The 18718-nt window shown below is 61.8% G+C and carries 16 protein-coding genes; 4 read left to right on the forward strand and 12 right to left on the reverse strand.

Annotated elements, in window-relative coordinates; genetic code table 11:
* Positions 1-534 precede the first annotated feature (534 nt).
* The 3 genes from ilvD to AACV02_RS02525 all read right to left on the reverse strand — a co-directional run bounded on the left by ilvD (position 535) and on the right by AACV02_RS02525 (position 5201).
* The gene (gene ilvD / locus AACV02_RS02515; protein ID WP_119737419.1) at positions 535-2376 is read right to left on the reverse strand and encodes a dihydroxy-acid dehydratase; all 1842 of its coding nucleotides are present in this window, start codon (positions 2374-2376) and stop codon (positions 535-537) included.
* Between the two features lie 227 nt (positions 2377-2603).
* On the reverse strand, positions 2604-3791 hold the full coding sequence (locus AACV02_RS02520; protein WP_119737421.1) for an MFS transporter: 1188 nt from the start codon (positions 3789-3791) through the stop codon (positions 2604-2606).
* Positions 3792-4004: 213 nt separating this feature from the next.
* Entirely contained in the window at positions 4005-5201 is a 1197-nt protein-coding gene (locus tag AACV02_RS02525; RefSeq protein WP_003213799.1) for a class I SAM-dependent rRNA methyltransferase, read from the reverse strand.
* Between the two features lie 296 nt (positions 5202-5497).
* Between AACV02_RS02525 and AACV02_RS02530 the strand changes: the two genes are divergently transcribed.
* Positions 5498-6310: an HDOD domain-containing protein gene (locus AACV02_RS02530; RefSeq protein WP_177410058.1), complete on the forward strand. Its 813-nt coding sequence runs from the start codon at positions 5498-5500 to the stop codon at positions 6308-6310.
* A gap of 21 nt (positions 6311-6331) precedes the next feature.
* Complete coding sequence (mutM, locus tag AACV02_RS02535) at positions 6332-7144, forward strand: bifunctional DNA-formamidopyrimidine glycosylase/DNA-(apurinic or apyrimidinic site) lyase (RefSeq protein ID WP_106575702.1); 813 nt, start codon at positions 6332-6334, stop codon at positions 7142-7144.
* A gap of 133 nt (positions 7145-7277) precedes the next feature.
* Here the strand turns inward: mutM and AACV02_RS02540 are convergent, their stop codons facing one another.
* From AACV02_RS02540 to AACV02_RS02560, 5 genes are all read right to left on the reverse strand, one after another.
* Entirely contained in the window at positions 7278-7529 is a 252-nt protein-coding gene (locus AACV02_RS02540) for a YfhL family 4Fe-4S dicluster ferredoxin (protein WP_003213796.1), read from the reverse strand.
* Between the two features lie 336 nt (positions 7530-7865).
* Complete coding sequence (gene coaD / locus AACV02_RS02545) at positions 7866-8345, reverse strand: pantetheine-phosphate adenylyltransferase (RefSeq protein WP_003176711.1); 480 nt, start codon at positions 8343-8345, stop codon at positions 7866-7868.
* A 114-nt stretch (positions 8346-8459) separates the two neighbouring features.
* Positions 8460-10055 (reverse strand): GMC family oxidoreductase, encoded by a 1596-nt coding sequence (locus AACV02_RS02550; RefSeq protein WP_119737423.1) that lies wholly within the window; start codon positions 10053-10055, stop codon positions 8460-8462.
* Positions 10056-10206: 151 nt separating this feature from the next.
* Positions 10207-10752, reverse strand: a complete 546-nt coding sequence (locus AACV02_RS02555; protein WP_119737425.1) for a twin-arginine translocation pathway signal protein — start codon at positions 10750-10752, stop codon at positions 10207-10209.
* Positions 10753-10780: 28 nt separating this feature from the next.
* Complete coding sequence (locus tag AACV02_RS02560; RefSeq protein ID WP_119737427.1) at positions 10781-12208, reverse strand: coniferyl aldehyde dehydrogenase; 1428 nt, start codon at positions 12206-12208, stop codon at positions 10781-10783.
* Positions 12209-12354: 146 nt separating this feature from the next.
* Here AACV02_RS02560 and AACV02_RS02565 point away from each other — a divergent pair, with 146 nt between their 5' ends.
* Positions 12355-13026, forward strand: a complete 672-nt coding sequence (locus AACV02_RS02565; RefSeq protein ID WP_106575697.1) for a TetR/AcrR family transcriptional regulator — start codon at positions 12355-12357, stop codon at positions 13024-13026.
* A gap of 33 nt (positions 13027-13059) precedes the next feature.
* Positions 13060-13914, forward strand: coding sequence for a sulfurtransferase (locus tag AACV02_RS02570; RefSeq protein ID WP_119737429.1), 855 nt, complete (start codon positions 13060-13062; stop codon positions 13912-13914).
* Between the two features lie 117 nt (positions 13915-14031).
* Here AACV02_RS02570 and AACV02_RS02575 read toward each other — a convergent pair whose 3' ends face one another.
* The 4 genes from AACV02_RS02575 to AACV02_RS02590 form a co-directional block, all read right to left on the reverse strand.
* Positions 14032-15027: a hydrolase gene (locus tag AACV02_RS02575; RefSeq protein WP_119737431.1), complete on the reverse strand. Its 996-nt coding sequence runs from the start codon at positions 15025-15027 to the stop codon at positions 14032-14034.
* Positions 15028-15211: 184 nt separating this feature from the next.
* Positions 15212-15829 (reverse strand): 16S rRNA (guanine(966)-N(2))-methyltransferase RsmD, encoded by a 618-nt coding sequence (gene rsmD / locus AACV02_RS02580; RefSeq protein ID WP_106575694.1) that lies wholly within the window; start codon positions 15827-15829, stop codon positions 15212-15214.
* A complete protein-coding gene (locus tag AACV02_RS02585) occupies positions 15829-17319 on the reverse strand; it encodes a M16 family metallopeptidase (RefSeq protein WP_119737433.1) in 1491 nt (496 codons plus the stop codon). The genes rsmD and AACV02_RS02585 overlap by 1 nt, the downstream gene beginning before the upstream one ends.
* Entirely contained in the window at positions 17312-18667 is a 1356-nt protein-coding gene (locus AACV02_RS02590) for a M16 family metallopeptidase (protein WP_119737435.1), read from the reverse strand. The genes AACV02_RS02585 and AACV02_RS02590 overlap by 8 nt, the downstream gene beginning before the upstream one ends.
* Between the last annotated feature and the right edge of the window lie 51 nt (positions 18668-18718).

The following is an 18718-nucleotide window of genomic DNA, read 5'->3' on the forward strand; positions in this document are numbered from 1 at the left end:
TTTGTGTCAGACCCAACATGAGTCAGCTGAACCACCGCTATCGCAGGCAAGCCAGCTCCCACATTCAACCGCATGCTCAAGCCGGAACCCGATCAACTGTCGGAGCGGGCTTGCCCGCGAAGGCTTTGTGTCAGGCCCGACATGAGTCAGCTGGCCCACCGCTATCGCAGGCAAGCCAGCCCTCACATTCAACCGCATGCTCAAGCCGGAACCCGGTCAACTGTGGGAGCGGGCTTGCCCGCGAAGGCGGTTTGTCAGGCCCTACATGAGGCGATTGGCCCACCGCTATCGCAGGCAAGCCAGCTCCCACATTCAACCGCATGCTCAAGCTGGAACCCGGTCAACTGTGGGAGCGGGCTTGCCCGCGAAGGCTTTGTGTCAGGCCCTGCATGAGTCAGCTGACCCACCACTATCGCAGGCAAGCCAGCCCGCGCATTCGACCACACACGCATGTTGGAACTCGGTCTACTGCTGAAGGGTTTATCCAGACAAAAAAATGCCCCGCACGTGGCGGGGCATTTTCATGTGCGAGGCTTACAGGCCGTCGAGCATTGCTTTGTTACGCACAGCGCCTTTGTCGGCGCTGGTGGCCAGCAGGGCGTAAGCCTTCAGCGCGGTGGTGACTTTGCGCGGACGCTTCTCGACCGGTTTCCAGCCTTTCTTGTCCTGCTCGACCCGGCGCGCGGCCAGTTCGTCGTCGCTGATCAACAGGTTGATCGAGCGGTTCGGAATGTCGATCAGCACTTTGTCACCGTCCTGCACCAGGCCAATCGCGCCGCCGGCAGCGGCTTCTGGCGAAGCGTGGCCGATGGACAGGCCCGAGGTGCCGCCGGAGAAACGGCCGTCAGTGAGCAACGCACAAGCTTTGCCCAGGCCTTTGGATTTCAGGTACGACGTCGGGTAGAGCATCTCTTGCATGCCCGGGCCGCCTTTCGGGCCTTCGTAGCGGATGATCACGATGTCGCCGGCTTTGACTTCGTCAGCGAGGATGCCGCGCACGGCGCTGTCCTGGCTTTCGAAGATCTTGGCGTTACCTTCGAACACATGGATGGATTCATCCACACCGGCGGTTTTCACCACGCAGCCATCCAGCGCGATGTTGCCGTACAGCACGGCCAGGCCGCCTTCTTGCGAGTAGGCGTGCTCGACACTGCGGATGCAGCCGTTTTCACGGTCGTCATCGAGGGTGTCCCAGCGGGTGGACTGGCTGAACGCCGTTTGCGTCGGGATGCCGGCCGGGCCTGCCTTGAAGAAGTGATGCACGGCTTCGTCGGTGGTCTGGGTGATGTCCCACTTGGCGATACCTTCGGCCATGCTCGTGCTGTGCACGGTCGGCAGGTCGGTGTGCAACAAGCCGCCACGGGCCAGCGAACCGAGGATCGAGAAGATCCCGCCGGCGCGGTGCACGTCTTCCATGTGGTACTTCTGGATGTTCGGCGCGACTTTGCACAGTTGTGGCACGTGGCGGGACAGACGGTCGATGTCGCGCAGGTCGAAATCGATCTCGGCTTCCTGGGCGGCGGCCAGCAAGTGCAGGATGGTGTTGGTGGAACCGCCCATGGCGATGTCCAGGGTCATGGCGTTTTCGAACGCCTTGAAGTTGGCGATGTTGCGCGGCAACACTGACTCATCGTTGTCGGTGTAGTAACGCTTGCACAGCTCGACGATGGTGCGGCCGGCCTGCAGGAACAGCTGCTCGCGGTCGCTGTGGGTGGCCAGCGTGGAACCGTTGCCCGGCAAGGCCAGGCCCAAGGCTTCGACCAGGCAGTTCATCGAGTTGGCGGTGAACATGCCGGAGCACGAACCGCAGGTCGGGCAGGCGCTGCGCTCGTATTCCGCGACTTTCTCGTCAGACGCGCTGGAATCGGCGGCGATGACCATGGCGTCCACAAGGTCGAGGCCGTGCGAGGCGAGTTTGGTCTTGCCGGCTTCCATCGGCCCGCCGGAGACGAAGATCACCGGGATGTTCAGGCGCAGGGAGGCCATCAGCATGCCGGGGGTGATCTTGTCGCAGTTGGAGATGCACACGATGGCGTCGGCGCAGTGGGCGTTGACCATGTATTCCACGGAGTCGGCGATGATCTCGCGGCTCGGCAGCGAATACAGCATGCCGTCATGGCCCATGGCGATGCCGTCATCCACGGCGATGGTGTTGAATTCTTTGGCCACGCCGCCGGCGCGTTCGATCTCGCGGGCGACCAGTTGGCCCAGGTCCTTGAGGTGGACGTGGCCGGGTACGAACTGGGTGAACGAGTTGGCAATCGCGATGATCGGCTTTTTGAAGTCGTCATCTTTCATCCCCGTGGCACGCCACAGTGCGCGCGCGCCGGCCATGTTGCGGCCGTGGGTGGATGTTTTCGAGCGGTAATCAGGCATGAAGCACTCCGGGCGGCTAATCAAGTACTAAAGGGAAGTGAGCCTCTATTGGCGTCTGGAACACTCAGAAAATGGCTGTGTGTCCAAACGCTGCCACTCGCGTCGCGGGATCGCCGCGTGCTTGGGCCTCGAGCTCATAAACCCGCCGGGGGATGACTGGCGATGAATAGGGTCGATTCTACACCGCTGGCGGCCGGAGGGAATGGCCGCCGGTGTGAAGATAATGCTTACGAGACGTGCGCAGGCCGTTGCACCAGAGCGTTCAGGCCCATGCCGATACCGCTCAAGAGCAGGAAGGTGATGGGCAGCACTGTCATCACCTGCTCGCCGGTCTGGCTGACCAGGCCGCTGATCAGGCCGCCGCTGATGAAAATGATCACATTACCTGCCGACGCCGAAGTGCCGGCGTTCTGTGGGAACAGCCCCATGGCGCGTGAAGTGGCGATGGGCCGAGTGATGGTGGTGCCTGCGGTGCAGAGGATCATCGGCAGCATCACCGTGACCACACTCAAGCCCCACACATGATCAAGTACCAGCATCAGTACGCCCGCGAAGGCGATCAGCCGCTGACCGGTGACGATTTGGGTGGTGCCCTCCATCCGTCGGTTCATCCAGCCGGCACCCATGCCGCCCAGCACGTAGGCTGCACCGTAGAGCAGCAGCGCCAGGGAGAACTGATAAGGCGTGAGGGCAAGTTGTTCCATCAGGATGATCGGCGACACCACGATAAAGGCGAAGTGGCAGGCAAACGCCAGTGCAGAGATCAGCCAGTAGCCGACAAAACGGCGATCGGAGAACACCTGTTGATAGGCCTTTAAAATGGGAACGCGGGCGGCCGGCACGCTAGGTTGGCCGTCCAGCAGTAGCCAGGCCTTGAGGACCAGCACGAGACCGATGATCACAAACACCTGGAAGCTGCCGCGCCAGTCCAGCCAGGTCTGCAACCAACTGCCGAACAAGGGCGACACTGAAATGCAGATGCCGCCCGCCGTGACCATGGCGATGCGCAGCCGCTCCTGCTCCTTGCCGACAAAAAGGTCCTGAACCAGCGCCTGAGACAGCACAAAACTGCCACAACCCACCGCCTGCACCACGCGGAAGAACAGGAACCAGCCGAAATCGTCCGCCATCGCACAGCCCGCCGAGCCTGCCACGGCAATGCTCATGCCGATCATCAACAGGCGCTTGCGGCCCAGGTTGTCGGACAGCGGCCCGATCAGCAGCAGCGACAACGACAAGCCGATGGAAAACAAACTCACCGACAACGCGATGTCGGCCACCGAGGTGTCAAAGTGCGCAGCCATGGACGGAAACGAAGGCAGGATCACATCCAGCGGGAACACGCCGAGCACCGTCATCGTCATCAGCAGGAAGATGGCGGCGGTCTTTCGGGTCGGGGAGGTGAGGGTGGTCATCTGGTCAAAACTCGGTCCTTGAGCGAGGACGAAGAATTGATTTGATGACTCGGAAAGTCAATGCTCAGCGGCTGAGAAAATGTGCCTGGTGCCGCAAAAAAAAAGGTGGGAGCCGGCTTGCCTGCGATAGCGGTGTAACAGGTAAAAAATGTGTACCTGATGCACCGCTATCGCGGGCAAGCCCGCTCCCACCTTTTGATCTGCGTTTATTGCTTAGCTATTCGGCAACAACCGGCACGTAATGCTCTTGATGTAGCGCGTTTCGGCAATCGCCGGGTGCACCGGGTGATCCGGGCCCTGGCCGCCGCGTTCGAGCATCTGGATATTGCGGTCCAGGTGACGGGCGCTGGTCAGCAGGATGTTTTGCAGGTCGTCTTCCGGCAGGTGCATCGAGCAGGATGCGCTGACCAGGATGCCGTCCTTGCTGAGCAGGCGCATGGCTTGCTCGTTCAGGCGGCGGTAGGCGCCTTCGCCGTTCTTCATGTCTTTCTTGCGTTTGATGAAGGCAGGTGGGTCGGCCACGATCACGTCGAAACGCTCTTCGCTGGCTTTCAGCTCTTTGAGGGCTTCGAACACGTCGCCTTCGATGCAGGTCATCTTCTCGGCAACGCCGTTCAGTGCCGCGTTGCGCTCAACACCGTCGAGGGCGAAGGCCGAAGCGTCGACGCAGAACACTTCACTGGCGCCGAAGGCGGCCGCTTGCACGCCCCAGCCGCCGATGTAGCTGTACAGGTCGAGTACGCGTTTGCCTTTGGCATACGGCGCCAGGCGGGCGCGGTTCATGCGGTGGTCGTAGAACCAGCCGGTCTTCTGGCCCTGGATTACCGGGGCTTCGAATTTCACGCCGTTCTCTTCCAGCGCGACCCATTCCGGCACCAGGCCGAACACGGTTTCAACGTAGCGGTTGAGGCCTTCGGCGTCGCGCGCGGCGGAGTCGTTCTTGAACAGGATGCCGCTTGGCTTGAGCACTTGGGTCAGGGCGGCGATCACGTCTTCTTTGTGGGCTTCCATGGTCGCCGAAGCGATCTGGACGACCAGGATGTCGCCGAAACGGTCGACCACCAGGCCTGGCAACAAGTCGGAGTCGCCATACACCAGGCGGTAGAACGGCTTGTCGAACAGGCGGTCACGCAGCGACAGCGCGACGTTGATGCGGTGCACCAGCAGCGACTTGTCCAATGGCAACTTGATGTCGCGCGACAGCAGGCGTGCGCAGATCAGGTTGTTCGGGCTCATGGCCACGATGCCCAGGGTCTTGCCGCCGGCCGCTTCCAGGATAGCCTGGTCGCCTGCCTGGAAGCCGTGAAGTGGGGTGGCGGCCACGTCGATTTCGTTGCTGTAGACCCACAGGTGGCCGTTGCGCAAACGACGATCGGCGTTGGCTTTGAGACGCAGGCTTGGCAGGGACATGACGTCGCTCCGGAAAAAAGAGCGGGAGTATACCGTGTTGTGCATGATTTCGCGGCGCCGCCGGACATGTGGGAGCGGGCTTGCTCGCGAAAGCGGTGGATCAGCCACTCTATTGGGTGACTGACACCGGGCTTTCGCGAACAGGCCCGCTCCCACATTTGATCCGGTTTCAGTTCGGCATTTGGGTGTCGGTCAAGTCTTCATAAGGGTTAGAATCCCCGCCTAGCCCAGAGTGTGTACTTATGTCCCAAGAGCTTTCCGCCGAGCAGATCCAACAGGCCCTGCAAGGCATCAGCGTGCCGCCTCAACCGCAAATCATGGTGGATTTGCAGATGGAGCAGTACATGCCCGACCCGGACCTGGAAGTGATCGCGCGGTTGATCTCCCAGGACCCTGGCCTGTCCGGCGCATTGCTGAAGATCGTCAACTCGCCGTATTACGGCCTGAGCAACAAGATTGCCTCGATCCAGCGCGCGGTGAATCTGCTGGGCAGCCGTTCGATCATCAACTTGATCAACGCGCAGTCGATCAAAGGCGAGATGAGCGACGACACCATTGTCACCCTCAACCGCTTCTGGGACACCGCCCAGGATGTGGCCATGACCTGCCTGACCCTGGCCAAGCGCACCGGCTCGCAGGCGGTGGACGAGGCTTATGCCCTGGGGCTGTTCCACGATTGCGGCGTGCCGTTGATGCTCAAGCGGTTCCCCAATTACATGACGGTGCTGGAGCAGGCCTACGCCAATGCCGGGCCCGATTGCCGCGTGGTCGACACCGAGAACAACGCGTTCAACACCAACCATGCCGTGGTCGGCTACTACACCGCCAAATCCTGGCGTCTGCCGGAGCATGTGACCGACGCGATTGCCAACCACCACAACGCGTTGGCGATTTTCAGCGATGAGTCCTCGCGCACGCCGCAACTTAAAAACCTGCTGGCCATCTTGAAAATGGCTGAGCACATCTGTTCGTCCTATCGCGTGCTGGGTAACCAGGCCGTGGACCATGAATGGAATGCCATCGGCCATCTGGTGCTGGATTACGTGGGCCTGTCGGACTACGACTTCGAGAGCATGAAGTTGTCGATCCGCGAACTGGGCGCGCACTGACCCTTTTTTCACGAGGTACACATGCCCGAGTTACCAGAAGTCGAAACCACCCGGCGCGGGATTGCGCCGCACCTGGAAGGCCAACGCGTCAGCCGTGTGGTGGTGCGTGAGCGGCGCTTGCGCTGGCCGATCCCGGAAGATTTGGATGTGCGCCTGTCCGGGCAGCGCATCGTGCTGGTGGAGCGGCGGGCCAAGTACCTGTTGATCAATGCCGAAGTGGGCACCTTGATCAGTCACTTGGGCATGTCGGGAAACCTGCGGCTGGTGGAAGCCGGTTCACCCGCGCTCAAGCATGAGCATGTGGACATCGAGCTGGAGTCGGGAATGGCGCTGCGCTACACCGACCCGCGGCGCTTCGGCGCAATGCTCTGGAGCCAGGACCCGCACAACCACGAATTGCTGATTCGCCTGGGGCCGGAGCCGTTGACTGACCTGTTTGACGGCGAGCGGTTGTTCCAGCTGTCCCGCGGCAAGTCGATGGCGGTGAAGCCGTTCATCATGGACAACGCGGTGGTGGTGGGCGTGGGCAATATCTATGCGACCGAAGCACTGTTTGCCGCCGGGATTGACCCGCGCAGGGCTGCCGGTGGCATTTCTCGCGGGCGTTACTTGAAGCTGGCGATTGAGATCAAGCGTGTGCTGGCCGCCGCCATCGAGCGTGGCGGCACCACATTGCGGGACTTCATCGGCGGTGACGGGCAGCCGGGGTATTTTCAGCAGGAACTGTTCGTCTACGGCCGGGGCGGCGAGGCGTGCAAGGTCTGCGGCAGCGAATTGCGCAATGTGGTGTTGGGGCAGCGGGCGAGTGTGTTTTGCCCTAAGTGCCAGAGCTGAGTGTTGTGTGAGGGCTGATGTCGCCATCGCAGGCAAGCCCGCTCCCACATTCGACCGCATTTTGATGTGGGTACTTGGTCAACGGTGGGAGCGGGCGTGCTCGCAAAGAGGCCCTTGCAGGCACTGAAGAACCTCAGGCCTTACCGGTAATCAACCGATATTTTTCCATCAACTGCTCTTCAGTCTCAGGGTGTGCCTCGTCCAGCGGAATGCAATCCACCGGGCACACTTGCTGGCACTGAGGCTCGTCGTAGTGGCCGACGCATTGGGTGCACAGGTTGGGGTCGATCACGTAGATCTCTTCACCCTGGGAAATCGCAGCGTTCGGGCACTCAGGTTCGCAGACGTCGCAGTTGATGCAATCGTCGGTGATGATCAGGGACATGGAAACTCCTGCCAGGGCTGTCAGCCAGGGCATCTGAAAACGAATGCGCGCAATTGTGCCGCATTGGCGCCCGCAGTGCGAGCTGTGGCGATCGCTGGGCTTGTTGTGGCGAGCAGGCTTGCAACGGGTTGCGCTGCGAAGCGGCGCTAAAAACAGGCGGCGGTGTTTTGGCTGGAACTAAGCGGTGGCTTCATTGGGGCTGCTTCGCAGCCCAACGCGGGGCAAGCCCGCTCGCCACAGCAAGTCCGCTGCCACAATAAGCCTGCTCAGTGCAGGCAAATCAGGCTCAGCATGGACAAGTCAGGCTTGGCACAGGCAAGCCCGCTCATCAGAAAATTACTTCTTGAAGCGCAGTGTCAGCGCATCCGCCACAGCCGGGTGCACGAACTTGGTGATATCTCCGCCCAAAGCGGCGATTTCACGGACCAACGTCGAGGAAATGAACGAATAACGCTCCGACGGCGTGAGGAACAGGCTTTCCACGTCCGGCGCCAGTTGGCGGTTCATGTTGGCCAGCTGGAATTCGTACTCGAAGTCGGACACCGCGCGCAGCCCACGCAGGAACACATTGGCGTTCTGCTCCTTGGCGAAGTGTGCCAGCAGCGTCGAAAAACCCACCACTTCCACGTTAGGCAGGTGTTTGGTGACCTCACGCGCCAGTTCCACGCGCTGTTCCAGGGGAAACAGCGGGTTTTTCTTGGGGCTGGCAGCGACCGCGATGATCACATGGTCGAACAGGCGAGAGGCGCGTTCGACCAGATCGCCATGGCCTTTGGTAATCGGGTCGAAGGTACCTGGGTACAACACTCGGTTCATCGCGTCGTCCTGGCGGAGTCCGTTGGGGAACCGGATGGTATCGCAGCCATCCCGGTCGGCCAAGTCAACTTATGCAGAAGAAAGCACTATAGACACCGCGAATAACCTGTTTTTTCACGCTGTTTTCAGACGTTCGGCCAACGCTGTCGCCAGTTGCGCGGTTAATCCATACACCGACAATTGCGGGTTAGCCCCAATGCTGGTGGGGAATAACGAGCCGTCGTGGATCGACAGGTTGCGCAACTGGTGATGGCGACCGAGGCTGTCAGCCACTGCGTTTTTCGGGTCTTCGCCCATGGCGCAACCGCCCATCACGTGGGCGCTGCCCAGGGTGGTCCGATGCAGTTCCAGGCTCAGGCCGTCGATCAGGCTGCGTGCCTCGGCCAGGGTGCTGACGTAACGCGCGTCGTGATGCAACGGCTTGACCGACTTGGCGCCCGCCGCGAACTGGATCTCGGCCATGCTGTGGAAGGCTCGGCGCAGGCCGTCCCAGGCGTAGGGCGATACTGGGTAATCCAGAACCGGCGTACCGTCGCCGCGTAATTCCACCGTGCCGCCAGGGCTGTCGGGATGAAAACCATCACGTAAAAGGGCAAGCATGGCGTGGGTATGTGGCAACTGGCTCATATCCAGCGCGTTGCCGGTGCCGTAACCGCCGAATAGCGTGCTGGCCAACCCTGGGTGCAAGGGCGGTGCCTCCAGCTTGTAGGACATTTTGCCGGTGGTGCCGTCCACCCACTGAAAATGATCGGAATAAATTGACTGCGGCGCGCCGTAGAACGGGTTGATCACCTCGTCGAACTGCGCGGCAGAGAAATTCACCAGGTGCAGAAACGTGCGCTTGCCCACGCGCGAGTGCGGGTCGGGCGCGTCCGAGCGCATCAGCAGCGCCGGGCTGTTGATGCCGCCGCCCGACAGCACGTAATGCCTGGCCTTGACCGTTATCTTGCGACCCGTGGGCGCGACGCAGCGCGCGTCCATGGCCACGCATTCCAGGCTGCTGATGGTGTCGCCGCTGTAGTTCAAGCGTTCGGCGCGGGCCAGGTACAGCAGCTCGCCGCCGTTCTCCAGCGTGGACGGAATGGTGGTCACCAGCATCGATTGCTTGGCGTTGACCGGGCAGCCCATGCCGCAATAGCCCAGGTTGAAGCAGCCGCGCACGTTGCGCGGGATGACGTGCCAGCTGTAACCGAGCTTTTCGCAGCCTTTGCGGATCACATCGTTATTGGCATTCGGTGGAATCGCCCATGGCGCGATGCCCAGGCGCTGTTCCATTTTTTCGAACCACGGCGCCATCTCGGCGCTGCTGTGGCCTTTCACCGCGTACTCACTGGCCCAGTGGGAAAGCGTGGCGTCGGGCGTGCGAAAACTCGACGTCCAGTTGATCAATGTGGTGCCGCCCACCGCCCGGCCCTGCAGGATGGTGATCGCGCCGTCCTTGCTCATGCGGCCAATGCCTTCCTGGTACAGGCTGGCGTAGGCCTCGTCTTCGAGCAGCTTGAAGTCGCTGCTGGTCTTGAGCGGGCCCTCTTCGATCAGCAGCACCTTGTAGCCCGCGGCGCTGAGGATTTCGGCGGTGGTGCCACCGCCGGCACCACTGCCGATGATCACCACATCGGCTTCCAGCGTCAGGTCGCTGTTGAGTGCGGCGCCATTGTGGGTTTTCCAGCCGCGGGCCAGGCCGTCGCGGAATAGATCGGGTACGGGCATAGGTGTGCACTCTTATTTTTCTGTACGAAGTTGCGACCAGTGTGGGAGCTGGCTTGCCGGCGATAGCGGTTTGCCTGCCGATCAATTCATCGCGGATACACCGCCATCGCAGGCCTGCCAGCTCCCACATTTTCTAATCGGGTTGTCAGGTCTAGATCTTCGGCGGGCCGGGGTAGCCGCAATGGGCCCAGGATTGCGGGCGGAAGTACCACGCCATGATCACCAGCTTGAGCAGCGAGCCCTGGCCCATGCGCAGCAGGTTCAGGTAGCTGTTTTCCCAACGATGCAGGAAGTTGCGGATCTGTTCAGCGCTGGCATTTTCCCAACTGCCCCAGATCCCCGTCAGCGGGCCGCGGGTGATGCCCATGCCCAGTACGTCGAACAGTTGCTGGGTAAGCTTGAACATCTCCGGCGACAGGTGCTGCAGGCTGTAGTCGAGTTTTTTCAGCGTGTCTTCAATCCCGGCGACCACGTCCTGGGCGCTGGCCGCGCCTTCGAGCAGCACCGGGATCACCGCGCGCAAGAACGGCAAGTCGCTGCTGCGCAGCATGGCAAAGCCGCTGGCCGGGGTGCTGCTGGAACACCCGCTGAGGTTGGCGCCCAGCCCGGCAGTGGCCAGGAACGCGCTGGCACACAGGCCAATTTTCAAGACGCCGCGCCGCGACAGCGCAGGTGTTTCAGTCAGGCTAGGGTTCATTGTTATTGTTGTCCCGAGAGTGGCGGAATCAGCGAATAAACAACTTCTGAATCAACTTCTGAATCGACTTGCCATAGGGCGGGTAGATCAATTTCGCCGCGTTGAGGCGCTGCTTCACCAGCACGCCCTTGGCCTTGCTGAACGTAAGGAACCCTTCGTGGCCGTGGTAGTGGCCCATGCCTGAAGGTCCGATGCCGCCGAAGGGCATGTCGTCCTGGGCCACATGCAGCAGGGTGTCGTTCAGGCACACGCCGCCGGAGTGGGTTTCATGCAGTACGCGGTTCTGCTCGCCCTTGTTGTAGCCGAAGTAATACAGGGCCAACGGGCGAGGGCGTTGGTTGATGTAGGCAAACGCCTGGTCGATGCCGCGATACGGCACGATCGGCAGCACCGGGCCGAAGATTTCGTCCTGCATCACGGTCATTTCATCGCTGACATTCAGCAACAGGCTGTGGGACATACGCCGTGCCTGGCCTTGGTCGTACAAGGCGATCAGGGTGGCGCCTTTGTCGGTGGCGTCTTTGACGTAGGCATTCAGCCTGGCCTGTTGCCGATCATTGATGATGGCGGTGTAGTCCGGGTTGTCGGTCAGGGTTGGGTAAAACCCGCGAACTGCCTTGCTGTATGCCTCGACGAACCCCTCGACGCGATCTTCGGGCACCAGCACGTAGTCCGGCGCCACGCAGGTTTGCCCGGCATTCAGGCATTTGCCGAAGGCGATGCGCTCGGCGGCGTCCTTGAGCGGCACATCGGCGGAGACTATTGTCGGCGACTTGCCGCCCAGCTCCAGCGTCACCGGGGTCAGGTGTTCAGCCGCCGCGCGCATCACGTGCTTGCCGATGCTGGTGGCGCCGGTGAACAGCAGGTGATCGAAGCGCAATTTGGAAAACGCCATGCCCACTTCGGCTTCGCCCAGCACCACGCACACCAGGTCTTCGGGGAAAATTTTCGCCAGCAGCGCCTTGAGCAGCTCACCCGTAGCGGGCGTGGATTCGCTGAGCTTGAGCATCACCCGGTTACCGGCCGCCAACGCGCCGACCAATGGGCCGATGGCCAAATACAACGGGTAGTTCCACGGCACGATCACGCCGACCACGCCCAGTGGTTGATAGATGACCTTGGCAGATGCCGGTTGGAAGGCGATGCCTACAGCGCGGCGGGAAGGTTTCATCCAGCCTTTGAGGTGTTTGCTGGCGTAGTGAATGCCATGCAGGCTCGGCATCAATTCGGCGAACAGGGTTTCGTCTGCGCTGCGGTGGCTGAAGTCCTGGCTGATCGCGTCGATCAGGGCCTGGCGTTCGTCGCTGAGTACATCGCGCAATGCCTTGAGCCATTGTTGGCGCTGCGCCGCCGGTGGCATCGGGTTGGCGGCATAGGCACGGCGCTGGGCGTCGAACAGGTCCTGGAGCTGATCCAGCGCCTGGGAATCTTGCAGGTAGGCAACGTTGGCAGACATGGCGCAGTTCCCGATTGTTATAGGTCTGCCTGGATTTTTAGAGTCATTGCTCTAAATTGTCAAATGTCATTACAGCAACATGCGGATTTATCCAGACAAGGATAGGCCGTAAGATGCCCCATCACGTGTTCAGAAGCTGATCCCCTATGGCACCACGAGTAAAGACCAGCGAGCGCATCGTGCAAACCAGCCTGGAGCTTTTTAACCAGCAGGGCGAGCGCAGCGTCAGCACCAATCACATTGCCGCCCACATGGAAATTTCCCCGGGCAACCTGTACTACCACTTTCCCAACAAGCAGGCGATCATCGCCGTGCTGTTTCGCGAATACGAAGTCCTAGTGGACAGTTTCCTGCGCCCGCCCCAAGGCCGCGCCGTCACCGTCGAAGACAAGCGTTTTTACCTGCAGGCCGTGCTGGCTGGCATGTGGCGCTACCGCTTCCTGCACCGCGACCTGGAACACCTGCTGGAAAGCGATCCGGAACTGGCCACCGGCTACCGGCGCTTTTCCCAGCGTTGCCTGATCCAGGGCGGCGCCATCTATCAAGGGTTTGTCGATGCCGGCATCCTCAATATGGACCCGGTGCAAACCGAGGCGCTGACCCTCAATGCCTGGATCATCCTCACCTCGTGGGTGCGATTTCTGTGCACCACCAATGAAAATTCCGCCCACTTGAGCGCCGAGGCGATCAAGCGTGGGGTGTACCAGGTGCTGGTGCTGGAGGCGGGGTTTGTCACGCCCCAGGCCAAAGAGGCGGTAGACGCCTTGTTCAAAGAGTTTTACGTGCCGTTGAACCAGGCACTGGAAGAAGTGAAGTAGGACCTTTCCCGAATCTGTTCACAGGAGTCCGTCATGCCGCTTGCCCAACTGATCAGCCCCCAGCAACTCGCCGAGCGCCAGAAGGCGGCCGGGCTGGTGATCCTGGATTGCCGCTTCGCCCTGGAAGACCCGGACTACGGGCTTTGCAGCTACGCCGAAGGGCATATCGAAGGTGCGCAATATGCCGACCTGGAGCGCCACCTCAGCGGTGCGGTAACAAAGGGCGTGACCGGGCGTCATCCGTTGCCAGCGGCGGACACCTTGGCCGCGCAACTGCGGGCCTGGGGCATCAATGCTGACACGGACATCGTGCTGTATGACGACGGCCCCGGCGCTTATGCCGCCCGCGCGTGGTGGCTGCTGGCCTGGCTGGGCAAACGCGACGGCGTGTTTATTCTGGACGCAGGCCTCAAGGCCTGGCACTCGGCCGGCTTCCCGCTGAGCCTGGACGCGCCCGTGGTTGAGCCGGGGACGTTTGCCGGCATCCCGGACAATCACCTCGTGCTGGACGCCGAGCACTTGCAAAAACGCTTGGGCGAACCGGGCATGACCTTGATCGATGCCCGCGCCCAAGCGCGTTTTCGCGGCGACGTGGAGCCTATCGACCCGATTGCCGGGCACATTCCCGGCGCCCAATGTGCGGCGTTCAACGAAAACCTGGGCAGTGACGGTCGCTTCCTGCCAGCTGAGCAGCTCAAGCAGCGTTTCGCTGCGCGGTTGAAGGGCCGCTCGCCGGAAGAGTTGGTGGCGTATTGCGGTTCTGGCGTGACGGCGTGTCACAACCTGTTTGCGCTGAGTTTGGCGGGTTACCCGTTGGGCAAGCTGTATGCGGGGTCGTGGAGCGAGTGGATTACCGACCCGGCGCGGGAAGTTGCTACCGGCGACTAAATTCCCAGTCTGAAATCCGATCACGTGTGGGAGCTGGCTTGCCTGCGACAGCGGTGTGTCAGTGTTTAATCAGCCAACTGACACGACCTCATCGCCGGCAAGCCAGCGCCCACATTTTTAGCCGTGTTGAGCCAGTAGCCACTGTGGAATGCGACGCTCCAGGTAATAAGTGGGGCGCTTCAGCGACCCATCAACAAACCCCACATGCCCACCCTTGGCCAACAACTCGAACTCGGTGCAAGCCGACAGTTCACTGGCCTCGGGCAAGCTGTGGGCGAACACGAATGGGTCATCGGCCGCCTGGATAATCAGCGTCGGCGTGCGAATATCGCCCAGGTAATAGCGACTCGACGCGCGGCGGTAATAGTCCTCGGCGCTGAGAAAGCCATGCAGCGGCGCGGTCACCCGCCCGTCGAAGTCCCAGAACGTACGCATCTTCTCCAGCGAGCCGAGTGCCTCGAGGGTTTTCAGCCCGTCAGCTTGGCCATCCTGTAAAAAACGACGTTGCTTGACGCGGATATACGCCAGCATCTCGCGCATAAAGTGCTTCTGATACACCCGCGAAAACCCCAGCCCGATGCGATCCGCACACTGGTCCAGGCGAAACGGCACCGACACCGCGGCCGCGCCATGCAGCCCCGAGGCTTCGCCGGTTTCACCCAAGTGCTTGAGCAGCACATTGCCGCCCAGCGAATAACCCACGGCATACAGCGGCGCCAACGGTCGCTTGGCGCGCAGATGCGCAATCGCTGCTGCCAGGTCTTCGCTGGCGCCCGAATGGTAACTGCGCGCCAGCAGGTTGGGCTCACCCGAACACCCGCGCCAGTTCAACGCGGCGCTCGCCCAGCCTTGGGCGGCGAGGACTTTTTGCAAGCCGGCCACGTAGGGCGAATTGGACGAGCCGGTCAGCCCATGCAGCACCAGCACCAATGGCGCTTGCGCGTCATGGGGGCCGTGCCAGTCAAGGTCGAGGAAGTCGCCGTCGTCCAGCCACAAGCGTTCGCGTTGGCGTTCGATATGCGTGGTAGGACGCCACAACGGCCCCCACAGCGTTTGCAGGTGCGGGTTGCCGAGGCCGAAAGCGGGTTTGAACAGGTCGACGGAAGGGGTCATGGACATCTCTGTAGCGAGCGGACTTGTTGTGGAGAGCGAGGCTTCATGTGGCGAGCAGGCCGCCCTGCGTTGGGCTGCGCAGCGGCCCTGGCTCAGTCACCGCGGTCGGGCAGAGTGAACGCGGTGACTCTTTTGGGACCGCCTCGCAGCCCAACGCGGGGCAACAAGCCCCGCTTGCCACACATCAGGCGGCGCTTTCTACCAGGCGATGCCAAAGCGCGTAGTACACCCGGCCGGACTTCTGCTCGCGGTGCAGGCGCCAGGCGCCCGGCAGGCCGAGGGTAGACGGCGCGGTTTCACTTTCGGTGTAGATCCACGCATCTGCCGCCAGCCACTGACGCTCTTCCAGCAGCGCACACACGGTCGGCAACAGGTTCTGATTGAACGGCGGGTCGAGAAACACCACGTCGTATTCAGTCGCCGCCTGGGTTTCCAGGTAGCGCAGCGCGTCGGCGGTCTGGACCTGGCCGGTGGTGCAGCGCAAAGTGCCCAGGTGCTCCTTGAGGCTGGACACCGCCACATTGCTGGCATCCAGCGCCTGGGCCTGGGCCGCGCCACGGGACAGCGCCTCCAGGAACAGCGCGCCGCTGCCGGCGAACGGGTCCAGCACTTTGGCCCCGCCGATGTACGGCGCAAGCCAGTTGAACAGGGTTTCACGCACGCGATCCGGCGTCGGGCGCAGGCCTACGACGTCGGGGAAGCTCAGCTTGCGGCTGCCCCATTCACCGCCAATGATGCGCAGTTGGCCCACACCGTTATGCACGTTGTGGACGGGTTTTTTCGGGCGAGATGAACTGGCCATTAATGCTCCGGAACCCCGAGCGGCTGCTCGGCAGGTTTATCAGTGGGGGGCGGTAGTGGCTTTTGCGCAATCGTCGGGCCGGCGGTCACGATGACCATCTTGTCGGCGCTCAAGTGTTTATTCATTGCAGCCTTGACCTGCTCTACGGTCAGGGCCTGGGATTGTTTCATGAAATCCTCAAGATAGCTCAGCGGCAGGTTGTAGAAACCCATGGCGCCCAGCTGTCCGACGATATCGGCGTTGCTCGCGGTGGACAGCGGGAAGCTGCCGGCCAGCTCACGCTTGGCGTCGTCCAGTTCCTTTTGCGTCGGGCCGGTCTTGAGGTAGTCGGCCAGCACGTCTTCGACCAGGCGCAGGGTGCCGCCGCTCATTTCGGCGCGGGTCTGCAGGTTGATCATGAACGGGCCACGTGCCTGCATCGGCGAGAAGCCGGAGTACACGCCGTAGGTCAGGCCGCGTTTTTCACGCACTTCACTCATCAAGCGGGTGCCGAAACCACCGCCGCCCAGGATCTGGTTGCCCAGCGACAAGGCCGCGTAGTCCGGGTCGGCGCGGTCGATGCCCAATTGCGCGAACAGCAGGTGCGTCTGCTTGGACGGGAATTCGATATGGCTCAAGCCGGCTTGCGGTTCGGTCGGTTGGGCGATCTTCGCCAGGGCCGGGCCTTTAGGCAGCGACGCGGAGACCTTGGCCGTCATGGCTTCGGCTTCGGCACGGGTCAGGTCGCCGACCACTGCAATCACCGCATTGCCCGCGGCATACGCCTTGGCGTGGAACGCCTGCAATTGCGCGAGGTTAATCTTCGCAATGCTGTCGGGCGTGCCTTCGCTCGGGTGGGCGTAAGGATGGTCACCGTACAGGCGCTTGAACAGCTCAAGGCTGGCCAACTTGGCCGGGTTCTGCTTCTGGTATTCAAAGCCTGCAAGGATCTGGTTTTTGATCCGCGCCAGGGAATCGGCAGGGAAGGTCGGCTTGCCGATCACGTCGTCGAACAGGGCCAGGGCCGCGTCGCGCTTGTCGCTGTCGCTCAGGCTGCGCAGCGAAACCAGCGCCATGTCGCGGTAAGCACCATTGCCGAAATCGGCGCCCAAGCCTTCAAAACCGTTGGCGATCTGGCTGACATCCTTGCCCGGTACGCCTTCGTTGAGCATCGCATTGGTCAACAGTGCCAGGCCGGGCGTGTCGCCGTCCTGGCTGCTGCCGGCGGCGAACAGGATGCGCATGTCGTACATCGGCAATTCGTGGGCTTCGACGAACAGCACCTTGGCGCCGTCAGCGGTGGCCCAGGTTTGCACGTCGAGCTTGCGGTTGGTCGGCGCCTTGCCGTCCAGTTCCGCCAGCGATTGCAATTTGTTGGCCGATTCAGCTTTATCCAGGGCCTGGCTGGCGACGGATTCGCTTGGGCGCAGGAAGTACACGGCACTGGCGGCGATCAGGGTAACGACGACCAGGCCAGGAAAGATCAGGCGGCTGCTTTTACGATCACTCATGAGCGGTCTCCTCAGGCAAAACATGGGCGACGCTCAAACGCTCGCGGGTGAAATAAGTGCGTGCGGCTTTCTGGATATCTTCCGGCGTCACGCTTTGCAGGTCGGCCAGTTCGGTGTCCATCAGTTTCCAGGACAGGCCGACGGTTTCCAGGGAGCCGATAGCCGTTGCCTGGCTGGTGATGGAGTCACGTTGATAGACCACGCCGGCAATCACTTGAGCGCGGATACGCTCCAGTTCTTCGGTGGTCGGCGGCTTGGCTTTCAGCTCATCCAGCAGTCGCCACAGGCCGGCTTCGGCTTGGGCAATGGTCTTTTTCTTCTGCTGGTTCGGCGTGGCCGTCAGGGTGAACAGGCTGTCACCCCGGGTATAGGCGTCGTAGCTGGTGGAGGCGGCAGATACCAGCTCTTCACCGCGCTCCAGTTGCTCCGAAATACGCGCGCTATAGCCGCCGTCGAGCAGCGCCGAGAGCAGGCGCAGGGCTTGTACCGAGCGCTTGTCTTCGGCGGTGGCGAGGCCCGGCACGTTGAAGCCCAGGATCACGCTCGGCAGTTGGGTCTGCACGTGCATCGTCAGCAGGCGTTCGCCGGGTTCGGCGAGTTCCAGCGGGATTTTCGCGGGCGGCACATCACGCTTGGGGATCGGGCCGAAATAACGCTGGGCCAGGTTCTTCACCTCGTCCGGGGTTACGTCGCCGACCACCACCAGCGTGGCGTTGTTCGGCACATACCAGGATTGATACCAGTGGCGCAGCTCTTCGACTTTCATGCGCTCAAGGTCGGCCATCCAGCCGATGGTCGGCGTGTGGTAGCCGCTGGCCGGGTAGGCCATGGCCTTGAAGCGCTCGTAGGCCTTGGACATCGGGTTATCGTCGGTGCGCAGGCGGCGCTCTTCCTTGATTACTTCGATCTCGCGGCTGAACTCGTCGGCCGGCAGGCGCAGGCTGGCCATGCGGTCGGCTTCCAACTCGAACGCGACGCCCAGGCGGTCACGGGCCAGCACTTGGTAGTAGGCGGTGTAGTCGTCGCTGGTGAAGGCGTTTTCTTCGGCGCCCAGGTCGCGCAGGATCAGCGAGGCTTCGCCGGGGCCGACCTTGGCGCTGCCCTTGAACATCATGTGTTCCAGGGCGTGGGACAACCCGGTCTGGCCGGGCGTTTCATAGCTCGAACCAACCTTGTACCAAACCTGTGAAACCACCACCGGCGCGCGATGATCTTCGCGCACGACCACTTTGAGGCCGTTATCCAGGGTGAATTCGTGGGTGGGTTGTGGGTCGGCAGCCAAGGCTGAAAGGGGCAGACAAACTGTGCTGAGCAGCAGGCCTGCAGCGCGGCGGGCTAGAGCATTCATTCGTTTTTAAACCTGTTGGGCTGCCCGCTTGGTCTTAGCGTCGGCGGGCGA

Origin of the sequence: Pseudomonas sp. Larv2_ips (assembly GCF_963879675.1) — a bacterium.
Lineage (GTDB): Bacteria > Pseudomonadota > Gammaproteobacteria > Pseudomonadales > Pseudomonadaceae > Aquipseudomonas.